The sequence below is a fragment of the Roseovarius sp. M141 genome (assembly GCF_024355225.1).
Lineage (GTDB): Bacteria > Pseudomonadota > Alphaproteobacteria > Rhodobacterales > Rhodobacteraceae > Roseovarius.
This window is the reverse complement of record NZ_VCNH01000006.1, coordinates 1-16,675: the sequence shown is the minus strand read 5'-3', so window position 1 is coordinate 16,675 and position 16,675 is coordinate 1. Positions and strand designations below refer to the sequence as shown.

The 16,675-nt window shown below is 60.0% G+C and carries 15 protein-coding genes; 9 read left to right on the top strand and 6 right to left on the bottom strand.

Features of this window, described 5'->3' with window-relative positions:
- Positions 1 to 80: 80 nt before the first annotated feature.
- A complete protein-coding gene (gene ligD, locus FGD77_RS03765) occupies positions 81 to 2,540 on the bottom strand; it encodes a DNA ligase D (protein ID WP_255006509.1) in 2,460 nt (819 codons plus the stop codon).
- Positions 2,541 to 3,368 (bottom strand): Ku protein, encoded by an 828-nt coding sequence (locus FGD77_RS03760; protein ID WP_255006507.1) that lies wholly within the window; start codon positions 3,366 to 3,368, stop codon positions 2,541 to 2,543.
- A 171-nt stretch (positions 3,369 to 3,539) separates the two neighbouring features.
- Here FGD77_RS03760 and FGD77_RS03755 point away from each other — a divergent pair, with 171 nt between their 5' ends.
- The 3 genes from FGD77_RS03755 to FGD77_RS03745 all read left to right on the top strand — a co-directional run bounded on the left by FGD77_RS03755 (position 3,540) and on the right by FGD77_RS03745 (position 6,395).
- Positions 3,540 to 3,992 carry an enoyl-CoA hydratase gene (locus FGD77_RS03755; RefSeq protein WP_255006503.1) on the top strand — a complete coding sequence of 151 codons (453 nt, stop codon included), beginning with the start codon at positions 3,540 to 3,542 and terminating at the stop codon, positions 3,990 to 3,992.
- Entirely contained in the window at positions 3,989 to 4,819 is an 831-nt protein-coding gene (locus tag FGD77_RS03750; protein ID WP_255006501.1) for a cation transporter, read from the top strand. Before FGD77_RS03755 ends, FGD77_RS03750 begins: the two co-directional genes overlap by 4 nt.
- A gap of 445 nt (positions 4,820 to 5,264) precedes the next feature.
- Positions 5,265 to 6,395, top strand: coding sequence for a PHB depolymerase family esterase (locus FGD77_RS03745; protein WP_255006499.1), 1,131 nt, complete (start codon positions 5,265 to 5,267; stop codon positions 6,393 to 6,395).
- 8 nt (positions 6,396 to 6,403) lie between these two features.
- On the opposite strand, the gene FGD77_RS03740 is transcribed toward FGD77_RS03745, so the two are convergent.
- Entirely contained in the window at positions 6,404 to 7,339 is a 936-nt protein-coding gene (locus FGD77_RS03740) for a nitrilase-related carbon-nitrogen hydrolase (RefSeq protein WP_255006497.1), read from the bottom strand.
- Positions 7,340 to 7,571: 232 nt separating this feature from the next.
- Between FGD77_RS03740 and FGD77_RS03735 the strand changes: the two genes are divergently transcribed.
- The gene (locus FGD77_RS03735) at positions 7,572 to 9,680 is read left to right on the top strand and encodes a catalase (protein WP_255006495.1); all 2,109 of its coding nucleotides are present in this window, start codon (positions 7,572 to 7,574) and stop codon (positions 9,678 to 9,680) included.
- 20 nt (positions 9,681 to 9,700) lie between these two features.
- On the opposite strand, the gene FGD77_RS03730 is transcribed toward FGD77_RS03735, so the two are convergent.
- From FGD77_RS03730 to FGD77_RS03720, 3 genes are all read right to left on the bottom strand, one after another.
- A complete protein-coding gene (locus FGD77_RS03730; RefSeq protein WP_255006491.1) occupies positions 9,701 to 10,477 on the bottom strand; it encodes a hypothetical protein in 777 nt (258 codons plus the stop codon).
- A gap of 85 nt (positions 10,478 to 10,562) precedes the next feature.
- Positions 10,563 to 11,804: a sodium:proton antiporter gene (locus tag FGD77_RS03725; protein ID WP_255006488.1), complete on the bottom strand. Its 1,242-nt coding sequence runs from the start codon at positions 11,802 to 11,804 to the stop codon at positions 10,563 to 10,565.
- Positions 11,804 to 12,319, bottom strand: coding sequence for a DUF421 domain-containing protein (locus FGD77_RS03720; protein ID WP_255006486.1), 516 nt, complete (start codon positions 12,317 to 12,319; stop codon positions 11,804 to 11,806). The genes FGD77_RS03725 and FGD77_RS03720 overlap by 1 nt, the downstream gene beginning before the upstream one ends.
- 139 nt (positions 12,320 to 12,458) lie before the next feature.
- Here FGD77_RS03720 and FGD77_RS03715 point away from each other — a divergent pair, with 139 nt between their 5' ends.
- The 5 genes from FGD77_RS03715 to FGD77_RS03695 form a co-directional block, all read left to right on the top strand.
- On the top strand, positions 12,459 to 13,682 hold the full coding sequence (locus tag FGD77_RS03715) for an MgtC/SapB family protein (protein ID WP_255006483.1): 1,224 nt from the start codon (positions 12,459 to 12,461) through the stop codon (positions 13,680 to 13,682).
- A gap of 266 nt (positions 13,683 to 13,948) precedes the next feature.
- Complete coding sequence (locus FGD77_RS03710) at positions 13,949 to 15,340, top strand: glycosyltransferase family 2 protein (RefSeq protein WP_369682687.1); 1,392 nt, start codon at positions 13,949 to 13,951, stop codon at positions 15,338 to 15,340.
- Entirely contained in the window at positions 15,337 to 16,092 is a 756-nt protein-coding gene (locus tag FGD77_RS03705; RefSeq protein WP_255006480.1) for a glycosyltransferase family A protein, read from the top strand. The genes FGD77_RS03710 and FGD77_RS03705 overlap by 4 nt, the downstream gene beginning before the upstream one ends.
- Positions 16,019 to 16,306, top strand: coding sequence for a hypothetical protein (locus tag FGD77_RS03700; RefSeq protein ID WP_255006478.1), 288 nt, complete (start codon positions 16,019 to 16,021; stop codon positions 16,304 to 16,306). Before FGD77_RS03705 ends, FGD77_RS03700 begins: the two co-directional genes overlap by 74 nt.
- Positions 16,307 to 16,341: 35 nt before the next feature.
- The coding region (locus FGD77_RS03695; RefSeq protein ID WP_255006475.1) for a hypothetical protein at positions 16,342 to 16,675 on the top strand (334 nt) is incomplete at its 3' end.

Genomic DNA, 16,675 nt, shown 5'->3' with positions numbered 1-16,675 from the left:
CACGCAGAGTGGTTCCGTTGCACAGGTGCGGCTGGCAGCATTTTGCTGCTTTGGCGGGGATTGTTCCAAGAGGACGCCGGTTATTCTTCCGTCAGGGATTGAAGCGCGTCGATCACATTGTCACTGAGGGTCTGCAGATTGTCCTGAACCTGATCTGCGGGGCAATCCGCTTTCAGCCGCGCCGCCATGTCGGACATGGAAAACTGGTTGGCACTGTCCAGCTCCTTCAGCTCGTCCCAGGTCACCGGCACTGCGACCGGGGCGCCGGGGCGGGCGCGCAGAGAGTAGGGGGCGATCGCCGTCGCACCGCGCTCGTTACGCAGCCAATCGATGAAGACGCGGCCTTTGCGTTTGGATTTAGACATTGTTGCAGTGTAGCGATCGGGGTCGCGCGCCGCCATCACGTTGGCAAAGGTCTTGGCGAACAACTTGACCGTGTCCCAGCCGCGGGTGCGCCGCAGCGCCAGCCAGACATGCACGCCCTTGCCGCCGGTGACGATTGCACCGCTTTGCAGGCCAAGATCGGCTAGCGCATCGCGCACGTCGAAGGCCGCGGCCTGCACATCGGTCCAGTCCAGCCCCTCGTCGGGGTCGAGATCGAACACCAGCCGGTCGGGCCGTTCCAGCCGGTCAGTGCGCGCACCCCAGATGTGGAACTCGATACTGCCCATCTGCGCGGCGGCGATCAGGCTTTCAGGACGGGTGGCATACAGATAATCGGCGCTGTCGCCGTCGCTTTCCTCGATGCTGACGCGCGACAGCGCACCGGGCATCCCGCCGCCGTCATGCTTCTGGAAAAAGCACGGATCGTCGATACCGGAGGGGCAGCGGTAAAGCGACAAGGGCCGGTGTCCCGCCAGCGCGATCAGGCGCGCGCCCACGCGCGCGTAATGCCGCGCCACGTCGCCCTTCGTGCAGCCCGCATCGGGAAAGACGGGGCGATCCGCGTTGCTGATTCGGATGCCCTGCACGGTGGTGTCGCTGCCGTTCTCCATCGGTTCCTCCAATCGCACGTCACCGGCCGTCTTGTCCTCGCGCAGGCCCAGAAAGCTGGCGTGGCGCACATAGCCGTCGCCGGTGAATTCGGTGAACTCGACCTCGGCCACCAGATCTGCGCGCACCCATTTGGCGTCCTGCGCGATGTCGTCCGGGACACCGTCGCAGGGCGAGGTCTTGCGCGCGGTCATCGCCTGCGCCATCTGCGTCATCACCGCGTCGGAAAACCCGGTGCCGACCCGTCCCTTGTAGCGCAGCGCATCGCCCTCGTGGCTGGCCAGCAACAGCGACGCAAAGGGCCGCCCCGCCTTGTCCGACGGCGAATAGCCGACGATCACGAACTCCTGTCGGCGCGTGCATTTGACCTTGCGCCACGCCTTGCTGCGGGTGCCGCGATAGGGGGCGTCGATGCGTTTGCTGATGATCCCCTCGGCACCGGCCTTGCAGGCGTTGGCGAAAACCTCCGCGCCGTTGCCGACGATATGCTCGCTGAGCCGCAGGCCGCCGCCGGAGGGCACGCCGGACAACAGTCGTGCCAGTCGCTCGCGCCGCTCGGTCTGGGGCTTCTTGCGCAGGTCGTCGCCGTCGATGCACAACAGGTCGAAGGCAAAGAAGATCAGCGCGTTGCCCTCTTTCAGCGCCTTTTGCAGCGAGGAGAACGCCGAGCCGCGGATGCGCGCCGCCATCACCTCGCCGTCGATCAGCGCGGCATCGCAGGGCAGGGGATCGAACGCGCCGTCCAGCGCATGGAACCTGTCGGTCCAATCCTTGCCCGACCGGGTGTAAAGCCGCGTGCCGCCCTTGCCGAGTGCGGCAAGGCAGCGATAGCCGTCGAACTTGGTCTCGTGCAACCAGTCGTCGCCCTCGGGCGCCTCGGTCACAAGCGTGGCAAGCTGCGGCTTGACGAAAGCGGGGCGCTTGCGGCTGCGGTTGGGGGCAGGGTCGGGCAGGGCTTTGGCGGGGGTATCGTCAGCAATCTGCGACATGGTGCGACCCGTCTTGACCGAGACCGCGTTGCCCTTAGTAAAACCGTCCGGATCGCTTGCGGCGTAATCGTCACGTTCTTTGATCAGAAGCCAGTTCTCGCGTTTCTCGCCTGATTTCCCGCGCATCCGCACCAGCGCCCAGCCGCCCTTCATCCGCTGGCCTTGCAGGGTAAATTTCAGCTTGCCATCCGCGAGGCCTTTTTCGAAATCTTCTTGCGGCACCCAGCCTCCGGTATCCCACAGCATCACCGTGCCGCCGCCATATTCGCCTTTCGGGATAATGCCTTCGAAATCACCGTAGTCCAGCGGGTGATCCTCGGTGCGCACTGCCAGACGCTTCTCGCCCGGATCGGGGGACGGCCCCTTGGTCACCGCCCAGCTGAGCAGCACGCCGTTCCATTCCAGCCGGAAATCATAATGCAGGCGCGATGCAGCATGTTTCTGCACCAGAAAGCGCCGTTTCGTGCGCGCTTCGCCCACGCGGCCGTGTGGCTCCTTGGTGCGGGAAAAGTCCCGCATTTGGTTGTAATTGGCCAGTGGATCGGGGTGCTTGGCCATCTAGGACACCTTTTTAGCCGGTTTCTTCTTTTTCCTACCGTCGGCATCCTTGAGGCTCTGTTTCAGCGCGCTCATCAGATCGACGACATTGTCGCCGCCAGTGCTGTCATCGTCGTCGGTCCGCACGCGCGGTGTCTTCTTGTTCTTGATTTTGGCTTCCAGAAGATCCTGCATCGCCTCGGCATATTTGTCGTGATAGGCGCCGGCATCGAAAGGTGCGCTTTTACGGTCGATCAGGGATGTGGCGACCTCCAGCAGCTCCTTGTCAACTTTCTCATCCTCGATATCGGTGAAGATCTGGTCGGCCTCGCGCAACTCGCCCTCGTAATGCAGCGTCTCCATCAGCAGCCCGTCGCCGCAGGGTTTGACGGCCGCCAGATATTCTTTGCCGCGCATGGTGACTTGCCCGAGACCAACCTTGCCAGCTTGCCGCAATGCATCGCGCACCACGCGATAGGCATCCTGCGCCAGATCGTCCGAGGCGGTGATGTAATAGGGCTTGTCGAAATAAAGCGGCGAAATCTCGCAGGCATCAACGAATTGCACCAGTTCGAAGGTCATTTTCGTCTCCAGCTTGATCGCGTCGATCTCATCCGGGTCGAGCAGGATATATTCGTCGTCCTCCACCTCATAGCCCTTGACGATGTCATCGGTCTTGACCGGGCCGATGCCGGGAACGGATTTTTCATACCGGATGCGCTTGCCCGACGGTTTGTGAATCTGGCGGAACGACACCCGCGCGCCCGATTTGGTGGCCGAAAAAATCTCGACCGGGATGGAGACGAGCGACAGGCGAAGCTGTCCTTTCCAGAGTGCGCGCGGTGCCATGTCGGTCCTCTCCTTGCGGGTGCGCCGCCATGTTCAAAGACGGGATAATGAAGATATAGATTTGAAACGACAAGCGTTCCACATTTTTAGACTCGGAACCTATTTTCAAACGTTTGGTTTAGAAAGGAAGTGTATTTCATCGGCGACGGGGCCGGATTTGCAGGAACATCCATGCGCGCAACAGCTATCTCTTCGCAATCCTGGCGCACCCTCATGGCAGTGCTGGCCATGTCCCTGTTAATTGCTTGTAAAGTCCCGGATGATCCGGAAGGAACGACAGAGGAAGTGACGGGTGGTATCCTCAGAGTCGGGGCGTTGGTAGAACCACTCGACCAGGCGGATAGCGATGCAGTCGCGCGGATTGCCAGTGCCATGCAAGCAGAGACAGAACTCGTGACAGGTGATCCGCACACGCTTTTTGTGCAGTTGGAAAACGGGAAGTTACACATTATCGCCGGACGTATTCCAGCCAATACACCCTTTGCCGCCGACGTCGCGCTGAGCAATCCGCTGGGCCGCGTAACACTTGGAAATGAAACAGAAGACCGGGCTTTGGCCATTCGCAAGGGCGAAAACAGGTTTCTGATTACGGTAAACCGCGCAATCCGGGGGATGGTCGAATGAGCCACGACCTTCCCGACGAAATCAAGCGAAAGCTGCGCCGTGCCGCCAGACTGGAGTGGTGGTCAATTTTCTGGCTGCTGACCATCATTGCGGTGATGTATTTTGCGATGGGATCCAGCCAGGCAATGAAGGCAGCGTGGATCGAAGACACGCTCAGTCTGCTGCCGCCCATCCTGTTCCTGCTGGCGCGAAAGTTTGAGAACAAGCCCGCGACCGAGCAATATCCTTTCGGATTTCACCGTGTCGGGTCGCTGGCTTTTCTTCTGGCTGCTGGCGCGCTGACCGCCATGGGAGGATTCCTGCTCTATGACGCGACCAGTGCTCTGATCCTGCAGGAGCACCCCACCATCGGAAACGTCACGATCCTCGGCTGGGATGTCTGGCTGGGCTGGCTGATGGTCGCCGCACTTGTCTATTCCATCATTCCCCCTGTCATCCTTGGCCACATGAAGAAACCGCTGGCCCGTGCGGCGATGGACAAGATCCTCTACACAGATGCGGATATGAACGCAGCCGACTGGAAGACGGGCTTGGCAGGTATTGCGGGTATCGTGGGCATTGGTTTCGGATTCTGGTGGGCTGATGCGGCTGCGGCGGGGCTGATTTCCTTTGACATCCTGCGGGACGGGCTGCGCAACCTTCGCATTGCAGTTGCCGAGCTGCTGGACGGAGCACCCCGAGAACTGGACTCGACCGATGTTCATCCGATCGTCGACACGCTTTCGAGTACGAGTTACGTAAGCGGTTTCCGGGTCATGACGTGCAGGTGCGTGAAACCGGACGGTTTGTGCGGGCCAATGTGGTTCCCGTCAAGGGTGCAGAGCTGAACATCGGTGAAGCGCGCAAATTGTTATCAGATGATCAGGCGTGGCGGCTGATGGCGCTCGGGCGGCAACTACAAGATCTGCCTGATCCTTCGGAGAACAGCGAATGATGGACGCTACGAGACCCGTCGAATGACGAAATTCATCGGTTTGTGGATAATACCGATACATTTGTTTTGCAGCGATTAAAAAGGTCTATTCGCTGATGAACCAATAGTCGAAGCCGGAGTTAAACCAAGACATGTCCGTTGCATGTCAATCGGACACGACGGTATGGAGAACAGGGCGATTTTTCCGATTTCCCGTTCTGGCCAACGCAAAGGCAGACGAGCTTCTCGTCCCGTCTGCAACGGACATGTTGCCAGCCATAATCAAGCAGGCGGCGAAACGGCGGACCCCGGTGTGTGAAACACCGCGGTATCATATATTTCAGAGCTTGTGAGGTCAGATGCACGATCCGTTCAGGCGCGCACGCGCGAAGACACAGCGCAAGCTAAGACGCGCGGGCGCTTCCGCAATCACCGAAATGTGGAGCACGCTCCTTGGCCCGTCCAAACCGAAGAAACGTAGAGCCAGAAAACCCGGCACGCCCGCGCGCAAAGCCGTGAAGCCTGCCAGCCCGTCGCGTGCAGCCATGGGCGGAAGTGGTAAAGTCAAAGCCCGGGCGGCTGTTCCTGCCACCAGATCCCAAGCAAGGACCCCGCGGGGCGCAACGTTCAAGGCCGGACAACATGAGACCGCTTTTGGCACCCGTTCATACAAGCTCTATGTGCCGGTCGCTGCGAACAAGGCAACGACGCCGCTTCCGCTGCTCGTCATGCTACACGGGTGTGGGCAATCGTCGAAGGATTTTGCGCGTGGCACCGGGATGAATACACTGGCAGAGGAATTCGGTTTTCTGGTTCTTTATCCGGATCAGGCGCGGGACGCCCATCATTATCGGTGCTGGAACTGGTATAGACGGGGCGATCAGAACCGGGGCGCGGGAGAACCCGCTTTGCTGGCGGACATGACGCGCAAGATCATTGCCGACTGGAACGCCGATCCCTCCAGAGTCTATGTCGCGGGCCTGTCTGCCGGGGCAGCAGCAGCGTTGATCCTAGCAACGGAATATTCCGATATCTTTGCGGCGGTCGGTGTTCATTCGGGGCTGGCCGTAGGAGCCGCTCATGATCCAGCATCCGTTCCGAGAGCGATGCAAAGTGGCGATCCGGGCAAGCGTCTTGATGCTCAAGTGCCGACCATCATTTTTCATGGCGACGCGGATAAGGTCATCAACCCCCGCAACGGTCGTTTCATCGCCATTCGCGCACTCGAACCTTTCGCCGCCCTTGACCGGACAGAAAAGAAAGGGCGCGTTCACGGTGGCCGTGAATTTACCCGCACCGTGCATCGGGTGGGCAGGGGACGTCCCTACACCGAGCAGTGGGTCGTCCATGGTGCAGGACACGCCTGGTCCGGCGGACATGCGGCCGGAAGCTACACCGATCCCACAGGCCCTGATGCCTCGCGGGAGATGGTGCGCTTTTTTCTACGACACCGCACGACCAAGAAGCGTCGATCAACGCTACCTAAGTGACCCCCCGGTCATGCCACCAATTTCGGTGAGGCAGGATCATTCACAATCAGATGTCCGGCATCCCACCGTGCGGGACAAACCTCCGCCTCAGCATGGCCGTTGCGTAGCCTGCGACACGCACCTACAGGAATATCGACAGCAACCAGAACGTGATCGGTCATCATGGCGGCAGTCTGGGGCGCGATCGCCGCGTGAATGCCATCAAGTGAAACGCCGATATCGCAAGGCGTAAAGACACTGGCGCCGCCCACGCCCGAATCCGTCAGCGCGGCACCGAAGGGCACTCCGACTGCGCCCAGAACACACACAACAGTCTGAAGCTCGATGGCTCGCGCACGCGCGCAGCCGAACACCCTGTTGTAGCCGGTAATCATGTCTGTTTTGGCAGGAATGATCACCAGATCGAGATCGAGAGTCCCCAGTCGGGACCACAAGTCCGTAAATTCGCTGTCGAGGCAAATGATCATAGCGATCCGTAGCCCGTTCCATTCGATGACATTTATCGATTCACCATGGACGGTAATGCCGCCAGCGCCCTGAGCTTCGAGCGGGGTCAAGCTCAGTTTGTCTTGGCTATGACGCGCACCATCCGGCGTTATCAACCATGCACGGTTGAAATATGTGGCAATACCGTCCACCGGCCCGGCCGCGAACGGTATCGTTCCGGCAAGTATCGAGACACCATAGTTCGCGGAGATTATAGCAATCGCATCCAGCGATATCTGCCCACATTCAAAGAGCCAGCCGAGGGTATCCGCCTCCGCCATATCTGCCGGGGCAAAATTCAACCACTGGGCACAGGCGAACTCGGGAAGGACCAACATGTGTCCGCCCCGCGCTGCCGTCTGTGCGACCCGCGCTTCCAGAGCGGCGAGCCACGTCTGCAGATCCTGCACGCTCGATTCAAGATTGGCAGCCCAGAGGTCTATCGAAACATGTTCCATGATTTTTCTAGCGCGAATGGAGAGTGAGCCGTCTGCCAAGACTCCAGCCGTCCCGAAGCAAGGCGGACGTCTGGTGAATTTTGCAGATTGACTGCGAGAAGAGGGGTAAGCACGATTTTATGTCCGGTTGCATCAATCTAGATGGAAGTTCCGAAACATTGCGCAGCGTAGCATTTGTTCTGTTCGATAATTCCCCTGTTGCGCGCACATTTCTGTCGCTGGAGATAAACTGATGTCTGAAAAATCACCGCACTTTCACCCCTCTATCGAAACGCAGAAGTCCAACGAGACAACGAAGCGCTCCGAAAAAACGGGGCAAGGCGGTGAAACGCACCAGCAGGCACCGGATGGTGCGCGCCTGACGACGGCACAGGGCGTGCCGGTGTCGGACAACCAGAACACTCTCAAGGTGGGGCCGCGCGGTCCGGCATTGCTCGAGGACTTTCACTTCCGCGAGAAAATGTTCCATTTCGACCACGAGCGCATTCCCGAGCGCGTGGTGCATGCCCGTGGCTATGGCGCGCGTGGATATTTCGAGACCACGGATGCGATCCCGGACCTGACGTCGGCGCATCTGTTGCAGGAAAAGGGCCGCAAGGTTCCGGCCTTCGTGCGGTTCTCGACCGTAGCGGGCAACAAGGGGTCCATGGATCTAGCCCGCGATGCACGCGGGTTCGCCGTCAAGCTCTATACCGAAGAGGGCAACTGGGACATCGTCGGAAACAACATTCCCGTTTTCTTCATTCAGGACGCGATGAAGTTTCCCGATCTGGTCCATTCAGTTAAGGAAGCACCCGATCGCGCCTTTCCGCAGGCGCAGTCGGCACATGACAACTTCTGGGATTTCATCTCTCTGATGCCCGAAGCCATGCACATGATTATGTGGACCATGTCGGACCGGGGCATTCCGCGGTCATTCCGGTTCATGGAAGGGTTTGGCGTCCATACGCTCCGGTTCGTGAACGCAGAGGGCAAGAGCCACTTTGTGAAGTTCCACTGGAAGCCGAAGCAGGGGTTGCAATCAGTTCTCTGGGACGAGGCGATCAAGATCAACGGCGCCGACCCCGACTTCCACCGCCGTGATCTGTGGGACGCGATCCAAGCGGGTGATTATCCAGAATGGGAACTGGGTGTGCAGGTGTTTGACGACGCCTTTGCCGACAAGTTCGATTTCGACGTGCTGGATGCGACCAAGCTGATCCCGGAAGAGGACGTGCCGGTCCGCATTGTCGGGCGGCTGGTGCTGGACAGCGTGGTCGACAACTTCTTTGCCGAGACGGAACAGGTCGCATTCTGCACCCAGAACATCGTACCGGGGATCGATTTCACAAACGACCCGTTGCTACAGGGCCGCAACTTTTCCTATCTGGACACGCAGATCAAACGGCTGGGCGGGCCGAATTTCACCCATATCCCGGTGAACGCGCCGAAATGCCCGTTTGCTCATTTCCAGCAGGACGGGCACATGGCGATGCATAACCCGGCAGGGCGCGCCAACTATGAGCCGAACAGCTGGAAGGATGGCGGCCCTCGGGCTGATGCGGAGACCGGGTTCACCTCCTATCCCGAAGCGATCGAGGGCGAGAAACGGAAGGTTCGTGCGGAGCTGTTCGCGGACCATTACAGTCAGGCCCGCCAGTTCTATCAAAGCCAGACAGAGGTGGAGCAGGGCCACATTGCCGGCGCGCTCATCTTCGAACTGTCGAAATGCGAGGTGCTGGATATCCGCAAGCGTGTCGTAGCCCACTTGCCAAATATCGATACGGATCTTGCTCAGGCTGTCTCGGATGGGCTGGGTTTTGACGAAATGCCGGAACCGCATGCGCCGCGGCGCGATATGGTTGAAGGGCTCAAGCCATCGGATGCGCTGTCGATCCTCAAGAACGGACCGGATAGCTTCAAGGGTCGGAAACTGGGCATCCTTGTAACCGACGGTATCGATGGGGGCCTGCTCGCCTCGTTGCAACAGGCGGTGAAAGACGTGGGCGGCATGATGGAAATCGTCGCCCCCACGATCGGCGGCATCAAGACGTCCGACGGCAAAAGCGTGTCGGCGGATCAGAAAATAGATGGCGGGCCATCCGTGCTCTATGATGCTGTCGCTGTAATGGCATCTGCAGACGGGGTAAAAAAGCTGGCATCCATGCATCCGGCCAAGGGATTTGCTGCCGACGCTTTTGCACATGCGAAGTTCATCGCACTCACCGGCGAAGCCGAGCAACTGTTCCATGCGGCAGGAGTTGACGATTTTGACGACGGCGTATTCCGACTCGAGGGCAAGGACGACTGTGCGGATTTCATCGAGGCTTGCGGGAAAATGAGGTTTTGGCAGCGCGGATAATCTATCTTTATACTGTCGGATCACGGCATATGGCGGGCGGAGAAATCCCTGAGCCATTCCTGCAGCTTTGATGAGACGTCGGGTCCGGAATATTGCCGGAAATAAGGCAGTGCCCGGGCCAGATGTGCCCAGTCTGTCTCCGCGTCATCAAGCCTATGGGCAAACACTTCTGTCAGTCTCTCCGGAACCCTCATTTCTGGATCCTGATGACTGAAAAATAGCGCAAAGGGAGCGGCGTTCAGTTCGGCGGTCAATCCTGCCAGATCCTTCAAAAGCATGAGGTTATCGTCTTGGCTGGCGTGAAGGTATAGTAGAAGTTTGCGCCCATGGACCACCGTTTGAGTGGTCGCCATGACAAAGCTCACGCCGAGTGTCAGGACAACCATGCCATTCACACCGACCACTACACCCAGGAGTGAGATAGTCGATGTGGCAGGCGATGTCGTGCCGCCTCCAACCGTCGAGAGGAGATGACCGACGTGCGATATGAATCCGACCGGGCTTGCCGACAACCCGCTGCTCTGGTCCACGACTGATCCAGTGATGCCGTAAAAGATCATCGCCCAGGACAGGTTCACGCTCAGGATCCACCATGTGGCCACGGTTGCCACGACCAGCGGGCCGATGATCTTGTGCTTGATGTCCGTGTCGGGCAGTCGCCTGAACAGGCGGAATGCGGTCCGGGCCACACGTATCGCGATTGGACTGCTATCGTTTGTGCCAGCCGTCGTGATCAGAAAGTCCGTCGTGACGATGATCAGGAAAAGCCATCCTAAAAGTCCGATAACTAGCGACATTGCGGCACCTTCACGTGGTTAGGCGTTCCTCTATGGATGATATCCAAAGCGCTCACCCTCAGTTCCAAACAGATTGATCTGATAGTCATCTCCCGATCTTTTCCATGCTCCAGCCCACTGTGAAACCATGCAGGACGGTCGACAGGAAAATCGTCAGTGCGGTGATGATCCACAGGTCGGACAGGTTATCGAGTTCGGCGTAGCCTGTCGCATAGGCCAAATAATAGATCGACCCGATCCCGCGCACCCCATAGACGGCAACAACCGCTCGGTCGGGACGGGCCAGCGCGCTTGCCGTCAACGATATCCATCCGGCAAGCGGGCGCAGCACCACGATCAGCAGCACCGCGATGGCGACATGGCTCCAGGTCAGGTCCGCTGCCAGAGTGGGGAGCAGGGCTCCCAGAGCGATAAGCAAAAGCGCCGTCAGGGCGTGTTCGATGGATTCCGAAAAATCGTGCAGATGCCGATGATAGTGGTGTTCGCTCTCAATACGCCTGAGCGATAGGCCCATCGCGGCCACGGCGATGAAACCATAGCCTTCGACCAGTTCGGTGGAGCCGTAGCACAGGAACACCCCGGCAATCGCGATCACTCCCGAGCCAGTATCGGCCAGCCGGGTTTCGCGCGGCAGGTTGAACAGTATCTGGCCCAGCAGCCACCCCCCGGCCCAGCCCATCGCGGCCCCGATGGAAATCCGGTAGATCACGTCCTCCAGCAACCACTGAAGCCCCCATTCAGCGGGGGCCAAACCCTGCGCAATGAGGATCAGGCCGAGATAAACGAACGGAAAGGCCAGCCCGTCGTTCAGCGCGGCCTCCGTGGTCAGGGCGAAACGCACCGGATGTTCCTGTCCCTCCTGCGGCGGCGCGATCTGCACGTCGGCGGCAAGGACTGGGTCGGTGGGTGCAAGCACGGCGGCCAGCAGAACGGCAGCTCCGGCGGTCAGCCCGCCCAGCACCACGCCGAGGAACGCGACCGCCGCGATGGTCAGGGGCATCGCGATCAGGAGCAGCCGCAGCGTCGGTGCCCATTTTCCCGGCGGCCCGAGGCTGTCGACCCGCATGCCCGCCGCGAAGAGCGCAACGATGACGGTGATCTCTGCCATCACCTCCCACAGCAGCGGCGCCGTGCGCGGATCGGGGGGCGCGGGCAGGCCGGGGATCATCAAGACGGCTCCGGCCCCCAGCAGGATCATCAGCGGCGCGGCCGCCGGTTCGCGCGATGAAATGAGCCGTGGAAACCAGCGTGACAGGATCACGATGCAGCCGACGACCGCGAGGGTCAGATGATAGGGGCTGAATTCGAAGAAAGTGGCGTTTTCCATCAGTCCTCGGCGACGCCCTTGAACAGGACCTCATCCACATGATCGCCGTGCAGCACCGAGATATCGCCGGTCGTTTCCAGCACCACGGCGCGCACCGTCGACAGCTCCAGCGCGTTCGCCTCGCGCAGTTTGGCGAGCAGGTCTTCCTCGGCCACACGCGTCGCGCGCAGGTTGTCATGCAGGATGACGCCGTCCTTCATCAGACAAACCGGCGTGTTCTGAACCAGCGCGTCCAGCCGCGGCGACCAGTGCCGCAGCCGCGAGACGAAATACTGGACGGCAAAAAGGGTGGCCATCGCCGTCAGCGTCTGAAGAAATCCTGTCCATTCCTGCGACTGCGACGCCCCAGCCAGAAGCGAGCCCATGGCGACGGTCATCACGAAGTCGAAATTCGTCATTTTTGAGAACGACCGCAGGCCGACCACGCGGACTAGCAGGATGATCCAGGCAATGCCAGCCGCGCTCAACAGGACACCCTTGGCAAAGGCATCAATGACGAATCCGTCAAAAAACATTCGTGTTTCCTCCTGTCGGAAAGGTTTCTTTTTCATCCGGAGGGATTGCCGGTCCAACATGCGACCATAGCCATAGACCGTTTACCGTTTCTCAATGCAGATTAAACCCGATACCTGCAATTACAGCTAAGGAAAGTTGATGACGACAATCTGCGGAGGTAAGTTTTCGATAATGGTCGATTTCAGTGAGTTCATACTCCGCGTCCTGTTTTCCGGCGCATGCGGGTTGGTCGTCGGGCTTGATCGCGAGATCAAGGGCAAGCCTTTAGGGGCAGGAGTTTATGTCCTGGTCGCCATTGGCTCTGCCGCCTTGATGGCAGTCACCCTTAATTTTGCCCTGAGCAGTATGGCCGAGGACGAGGCCATGTCGATCGATCCCACCCGTCTGATCCAAGGTATTGTCGGCGGTATCGGCTTCCTCGGAGCGGGGGCGATCATGTCGCCCAGCGACGATGGACGGCTCAAGGGCGTTCGCAGCGGCGCGGCGATCTGGGCCGTAGGGTCGATCGGTATCGCCTGCGGGCTAGGTTACCTGAAAGAGGCGGCGTTCATCTCAGCGCTGATCTTCATCGTTCTCAACATTTTTGACTGGCTTCACATCCGGGGGGCAAATAGAAAGGCCATCATGTCCAGCAAATCCAGTTGCCTCGTTACGAAGCTCTCACACTACGTCTCCCTGTCAGATGCGGATCGGGACAGATTGGCTACACTAGAGAAGGCAGAGCGCAACTTTGGTGCCGGATATGAGGTGTATCAGGGGGGTGACGAGAACAAGGACCTCTATGTCGTGAAGCATGGCTGGGCCTTCAGCTATACCGATCTGCCCGATGGCCGCCGCCAGATCGTCAAGATCCATCATCCCGGCGACATCATCGGTTTCCCCGACGTCGCCCTTAAGCACTCCACGACCACACTGCGCACTGTCGAAGAAGTGTGCCTGTGTCCGTTTCCAAAGTCGTCGCTCGACGAAATCCTGCGCAGATCTCCGCGGCTTTCGGCACTTTTGCTGTCGATAGCGCTTCGCGACCAAGTCGTTTTGATCGATGTGCTCCGTGCAATGGGCCGGATGAGTGCGCAAGAACGGGTCAGCTACATGCTGCTGGATCTGATCGCGCGGCTCAGGATCACCAACCGGGATATGACCGACACCATTCGCCTGCCAATGACCCAGAGCCAGATTGCCGATTATCTGGGCCTTACCAACGTTTACATCAGCAAGACCTTCATCCGGATGGAAGAGGATGGCTACATTCACCGCGATCAGAATCGCCTCCGGATTCTTAGAGAAGATGCGATGATCGAACTTACGGATTTCCATGATCGCTACGCCGACATGGATACTTCGTGGTTTCCGCAAGACTAGAGACGGAAAACCAATTCAATCCAGTTGAAAGCGGGGGCCGGCGGTCTGGCGCATTGTCGAAGCGTCGGCATGGATTGCGAATTGCCCTGCCCGCGGGAACTAAACAGCAACGAGAGTTGTTACCTCTTCGGTAGCGTCCGAACCGGACAAACTACTGATTGTAAATAATATTTATCGAAATTTAACGCTTGGGGGCGAGTGTGAAACTACGGCTTGTCGCAATCTGTGGAATACTGATTCTGTCCGCTGCCGTTCCGACAGTGGGCATGATCGTTTGCGCCGCCATCGTTGCAATTCAGGTTGCCCTGATGGCTCTTCGGCCAATTATCGCCTGTTTGCCCACGTCATTGACAGCAGGTCAGCAGAGATCCGTTACCCCGCGATTTTCAATTCATGTTGCGACCCATTCGGAACCGCCTCACTTGGTGATCCGCACCCTGCGGGCCTTACTCGATCAGGACTGGCCGTCAGGTGGCTACGAGATCATCGTTATGGACAACAACACGGCCGATCCCGCGCTGTGGAAGCCGGTCGCGACCTTCTGCACGGCGCATCCGTGTCGGATCACCTTCCTGCACCGGATGGGCGTGCGCGGCGCCAAGGCCGGCGCGCTCAACATCGCGCTGGCGCACACGCGCGCCGATGCGACCCATGTGGTAACTGTCGATGCGGATTATGTCGTCCATCGCGATTTTCTGAGCCGCGCCGCTGAGGCGTTGCATCGGACCGGGGCGGATTACGTGCAGTTTCCGCAATCTTATGTTGCCACGACGACCACCGCACCGGGTGTGGATGCCGAGCTCGAAGAATATTTTCGCACCGACGCCGCCGGTGCAGACGAGGCCGAGGCAGTGCTGCTGACCGGCACGCTCTGCGTGATTTCGAAAGCGGCGCTGATTGACGTAGGGGGTTGGTCCGGTGTCACCACGACGGAGGATGCGGACCTGGGCGTGCGGCTTTGCCACGCCGGTTTTACCGGGCGGTTTATCAACCGGGTCGTGGGCAAGGGCCTGCTGCCGCTGTCCCTGCGTGATCTCGAAAAGCAGCGGTATCGCTGGTGCAGCGGCAACGTCCAGACCCTGCTGCGACATGGGCGAACGATCCTCACCCCTGTCGGCAATTTCAACCTGCACAAGCGGCTCGTCATCCTGTCGCAACTGACCGCCTGGTTCAGCCTCGCACTGGTTCCCTCCGCGCTCTTGACGGTCTGGCTGCTGACCGGACAGGGGCAAACGGTCGCCGCCACGCTGGCTGCGGGGGCTATCCTGCTCGGCCTGGCTGACATCACGACCCGCGTCGTCGTGCGCGGGATCCGCGACGGGCAAGCCCTTCCGGTTATCCTGCACGCACTGGCCTGTCGCATCGCGCTGGCCCCGCAATCGGCCAAGGCAACCTTCGACGCGCTGACGGGCTGCCGCCTGACATTCGTGGTCACCGACAAGGCCGGCGGCAAGGGCGATCCCTCACTCTCCGCCTGTCATCTCATGGTCTTCCTCACCGCGATCCTGCTGCTGCTCGGCGTGCAACCCACGGAGCCGCTGATCCGCGCCGCGCTGCTGGCGCTCCTGCTGCCGCTGCCCGCCGCGCTGCTGACCGACACAAGCCTGCGCGCCTATCGCGCCGCGATCGCCCCACCCCTGACGGAGGTTTCCACATGACATCCGACCTGCTCGCCCCCTTGGTCGATATCGTCATCCCCACCTACAACCGCGCGCATCTGATCGCCGGAGCCATCCGAGCCGCACTGGAGCAAAGCTGGTGGAACATCCGCGTCACGGTCATCGACGACGCCAGCACGGACGCGATCGAAAGCGCGGTGCAGCCGTTCCTCTCTGATCCGCGTTTCAACTATATCCGGTTGTCGCGAAACCTCGGCACCGCCAACGCCAAGAACGCGGGTCTTTTGCTGACTGCGGGCGACGCGATCACGTTCCACGATTCCGACGACATCCCGCATCGCGACAAGGTGTTGCAGCAGGTCCGCGTGTTGACCGCGCAGGATATCGGGGCCGACGACTGCCTGAACTGGCAACTGGCGAACAAGGAGGCGGGGCAGCGGCTGGAGGTCAGCGCGGCACTCACCCACCATGAGCTGATCCTGCCGGACGGGCGTCGCGTCGAGATCCGGCGCGATTTGTCCCTGCTCGATGACGTGTTCCCGAACCTTCAGATGGGCGCGCAGGTGCCGGGGGGAATGGACACATATCAATTCGGGTCTCTTCCGTTCGGATGTGTTCCGCCGCCTCGGCGGGTTCGAGGATTGCATCGAGGAGGACCGGGAATTCCGCAACCGGCTGATCCTGAACGGCGAGGTCATCTGGATCGTTCCCGAACTGTTGCTGACCAAGATCGAGACCCCGGACAGCCTGACGCAATCCGCAGTCTCGGATTACGACAGCGCCAGACGTAAGGCGGACCGGCAGAAGGTCTGGGCCAAGGTCGAGGACTGGCGGCAGAACGGCAGGGTCAAGTCCGTGCCGGTCGATATCCCGACCCTCGGCATCAGCCATGTCAGCCGGCCCGACCTGCTGGCGCGGCGCGACATCCCGGTCACGCCCGCCACGTCGGCCCGGGTCGAGCGGATCCTCGCCTCCGCCCCGGTGACAGAAATGGCCGCGCAATGAAAGTGCTTCGAAATGAGACCCGGCGTGTGCCTCTGATGATCGTCGATCCGTGCTCTGCCGCGGGTTACGACCTGCCCGATCTCGAGACCGGCGGGCTTGGCGGCACCGAGGCCACGGTGCTGCGGGTGGCCACCGCGCTTAGCCCCCGGTTCGAGATCACGCATTACCAGAACGGTCGCAGCCATCGACACTTGTCGAGAGCGGGCCAGTTGCGATCGCTGCAAGACCTCGATGAGCAGCAAAGACCCGCCGCACTTATCGTCATCAACCGCTGGAAGGTCGCAATCAAGCTGCGCAGGCAGCACCCGGACACACCGATTTTTCTTTGGTTGCACGTCTATCCCGGCCGTCACAACCGAAAGATGGGCC

Coding starts and splice junctions, on each gene's coding strand:
- ligD (WP_255006509.1), bottom strand. CDS start 2,540: ATGGCCAAGCACCCCGATCCACTGGCCAATTACAACCAAATGCGGGAC.
- FGD77_RS03760 (WP_255006507.1), bottom strand. CDS start 3,368: ATGGCACCGCGCGCACTCTGGAAAGGACAGCTTCGCCTGTCGCTCGTC.
- FGD77_RS03755 (WP_255006503.1), top strand. CDS start 3,540: ATGCGCGCAACAGCTATCTCTTCGCAATCCTGGCGCACCCTCATGGCA.
- FGD77_RS03750 (WP_255006501.1), top strand. CDS start 3,989: ATGAGCCACGACCTTCCCGACGAAATCAAGCGAAAGCTGCGCCGTGCC.
- FGD77_RS03745 (WP_255006499.1), top strand. CDS start 5,265: ATGCACGATCCGTTCAGGCGCGCACGCGCGAAGACACAGCGCAAGCTA.
- FGD77_RS03740 (WP_255006497.1), bottom strand. CDS start 7,339: ATGGAACATGTTTCGATAGACCTCTGGGCTGCCAATCTTGAATCGAGC.
- FGD77_RS03735 (WP_255006495.1), top strand. CDS start 7,572: ATGTCTGAAAAATCACCGCACTTTCACCCCTCTATCGAAACGCAGAAG.
- FGD77_RS03730 (WP_255006491.1), bottom strand. CDS start 10,477: ATGTCGCTAGTTATCGGACTTTTAGGATGGCTTTTCCTGATCATCGTC.
- FGD77_RS03725 (WP_255006488.1), bottom strand. CDS start 11,804: ATGGAAAACGCCACTTTCTTCGAATTCAGCCCCTATCATCTGACCCTC.
- FGD77_RS03720 (WP_255006486.1), bottom strand. CDS start 12,319: ATGTTTTTTGACGGATTCGTCATTGATGCCTTTGCCAAGGGTGTCCTG.
- FGD77_RS03715 (WP_255006483.1), top strand. CDS start 12,459: ATGACGACAATCTGCGGAGGTAAGTTTTCGATAATGGTCGATTTCAGT.
- FGD77_RS03710 (WP_369682687.1), top strand. CDS start 13,949: ATGATCGTTTGCGCCGCCATCGTTGCAATTCAGGTTGCCCTGATGGCT.
- FGD77_RS03705 (WP_255006480.1), top strand. CDS start 15,337: ATGACATCCGACCTGCTCGCCCCCTTGGTCGATATCGTCATCCCCACC.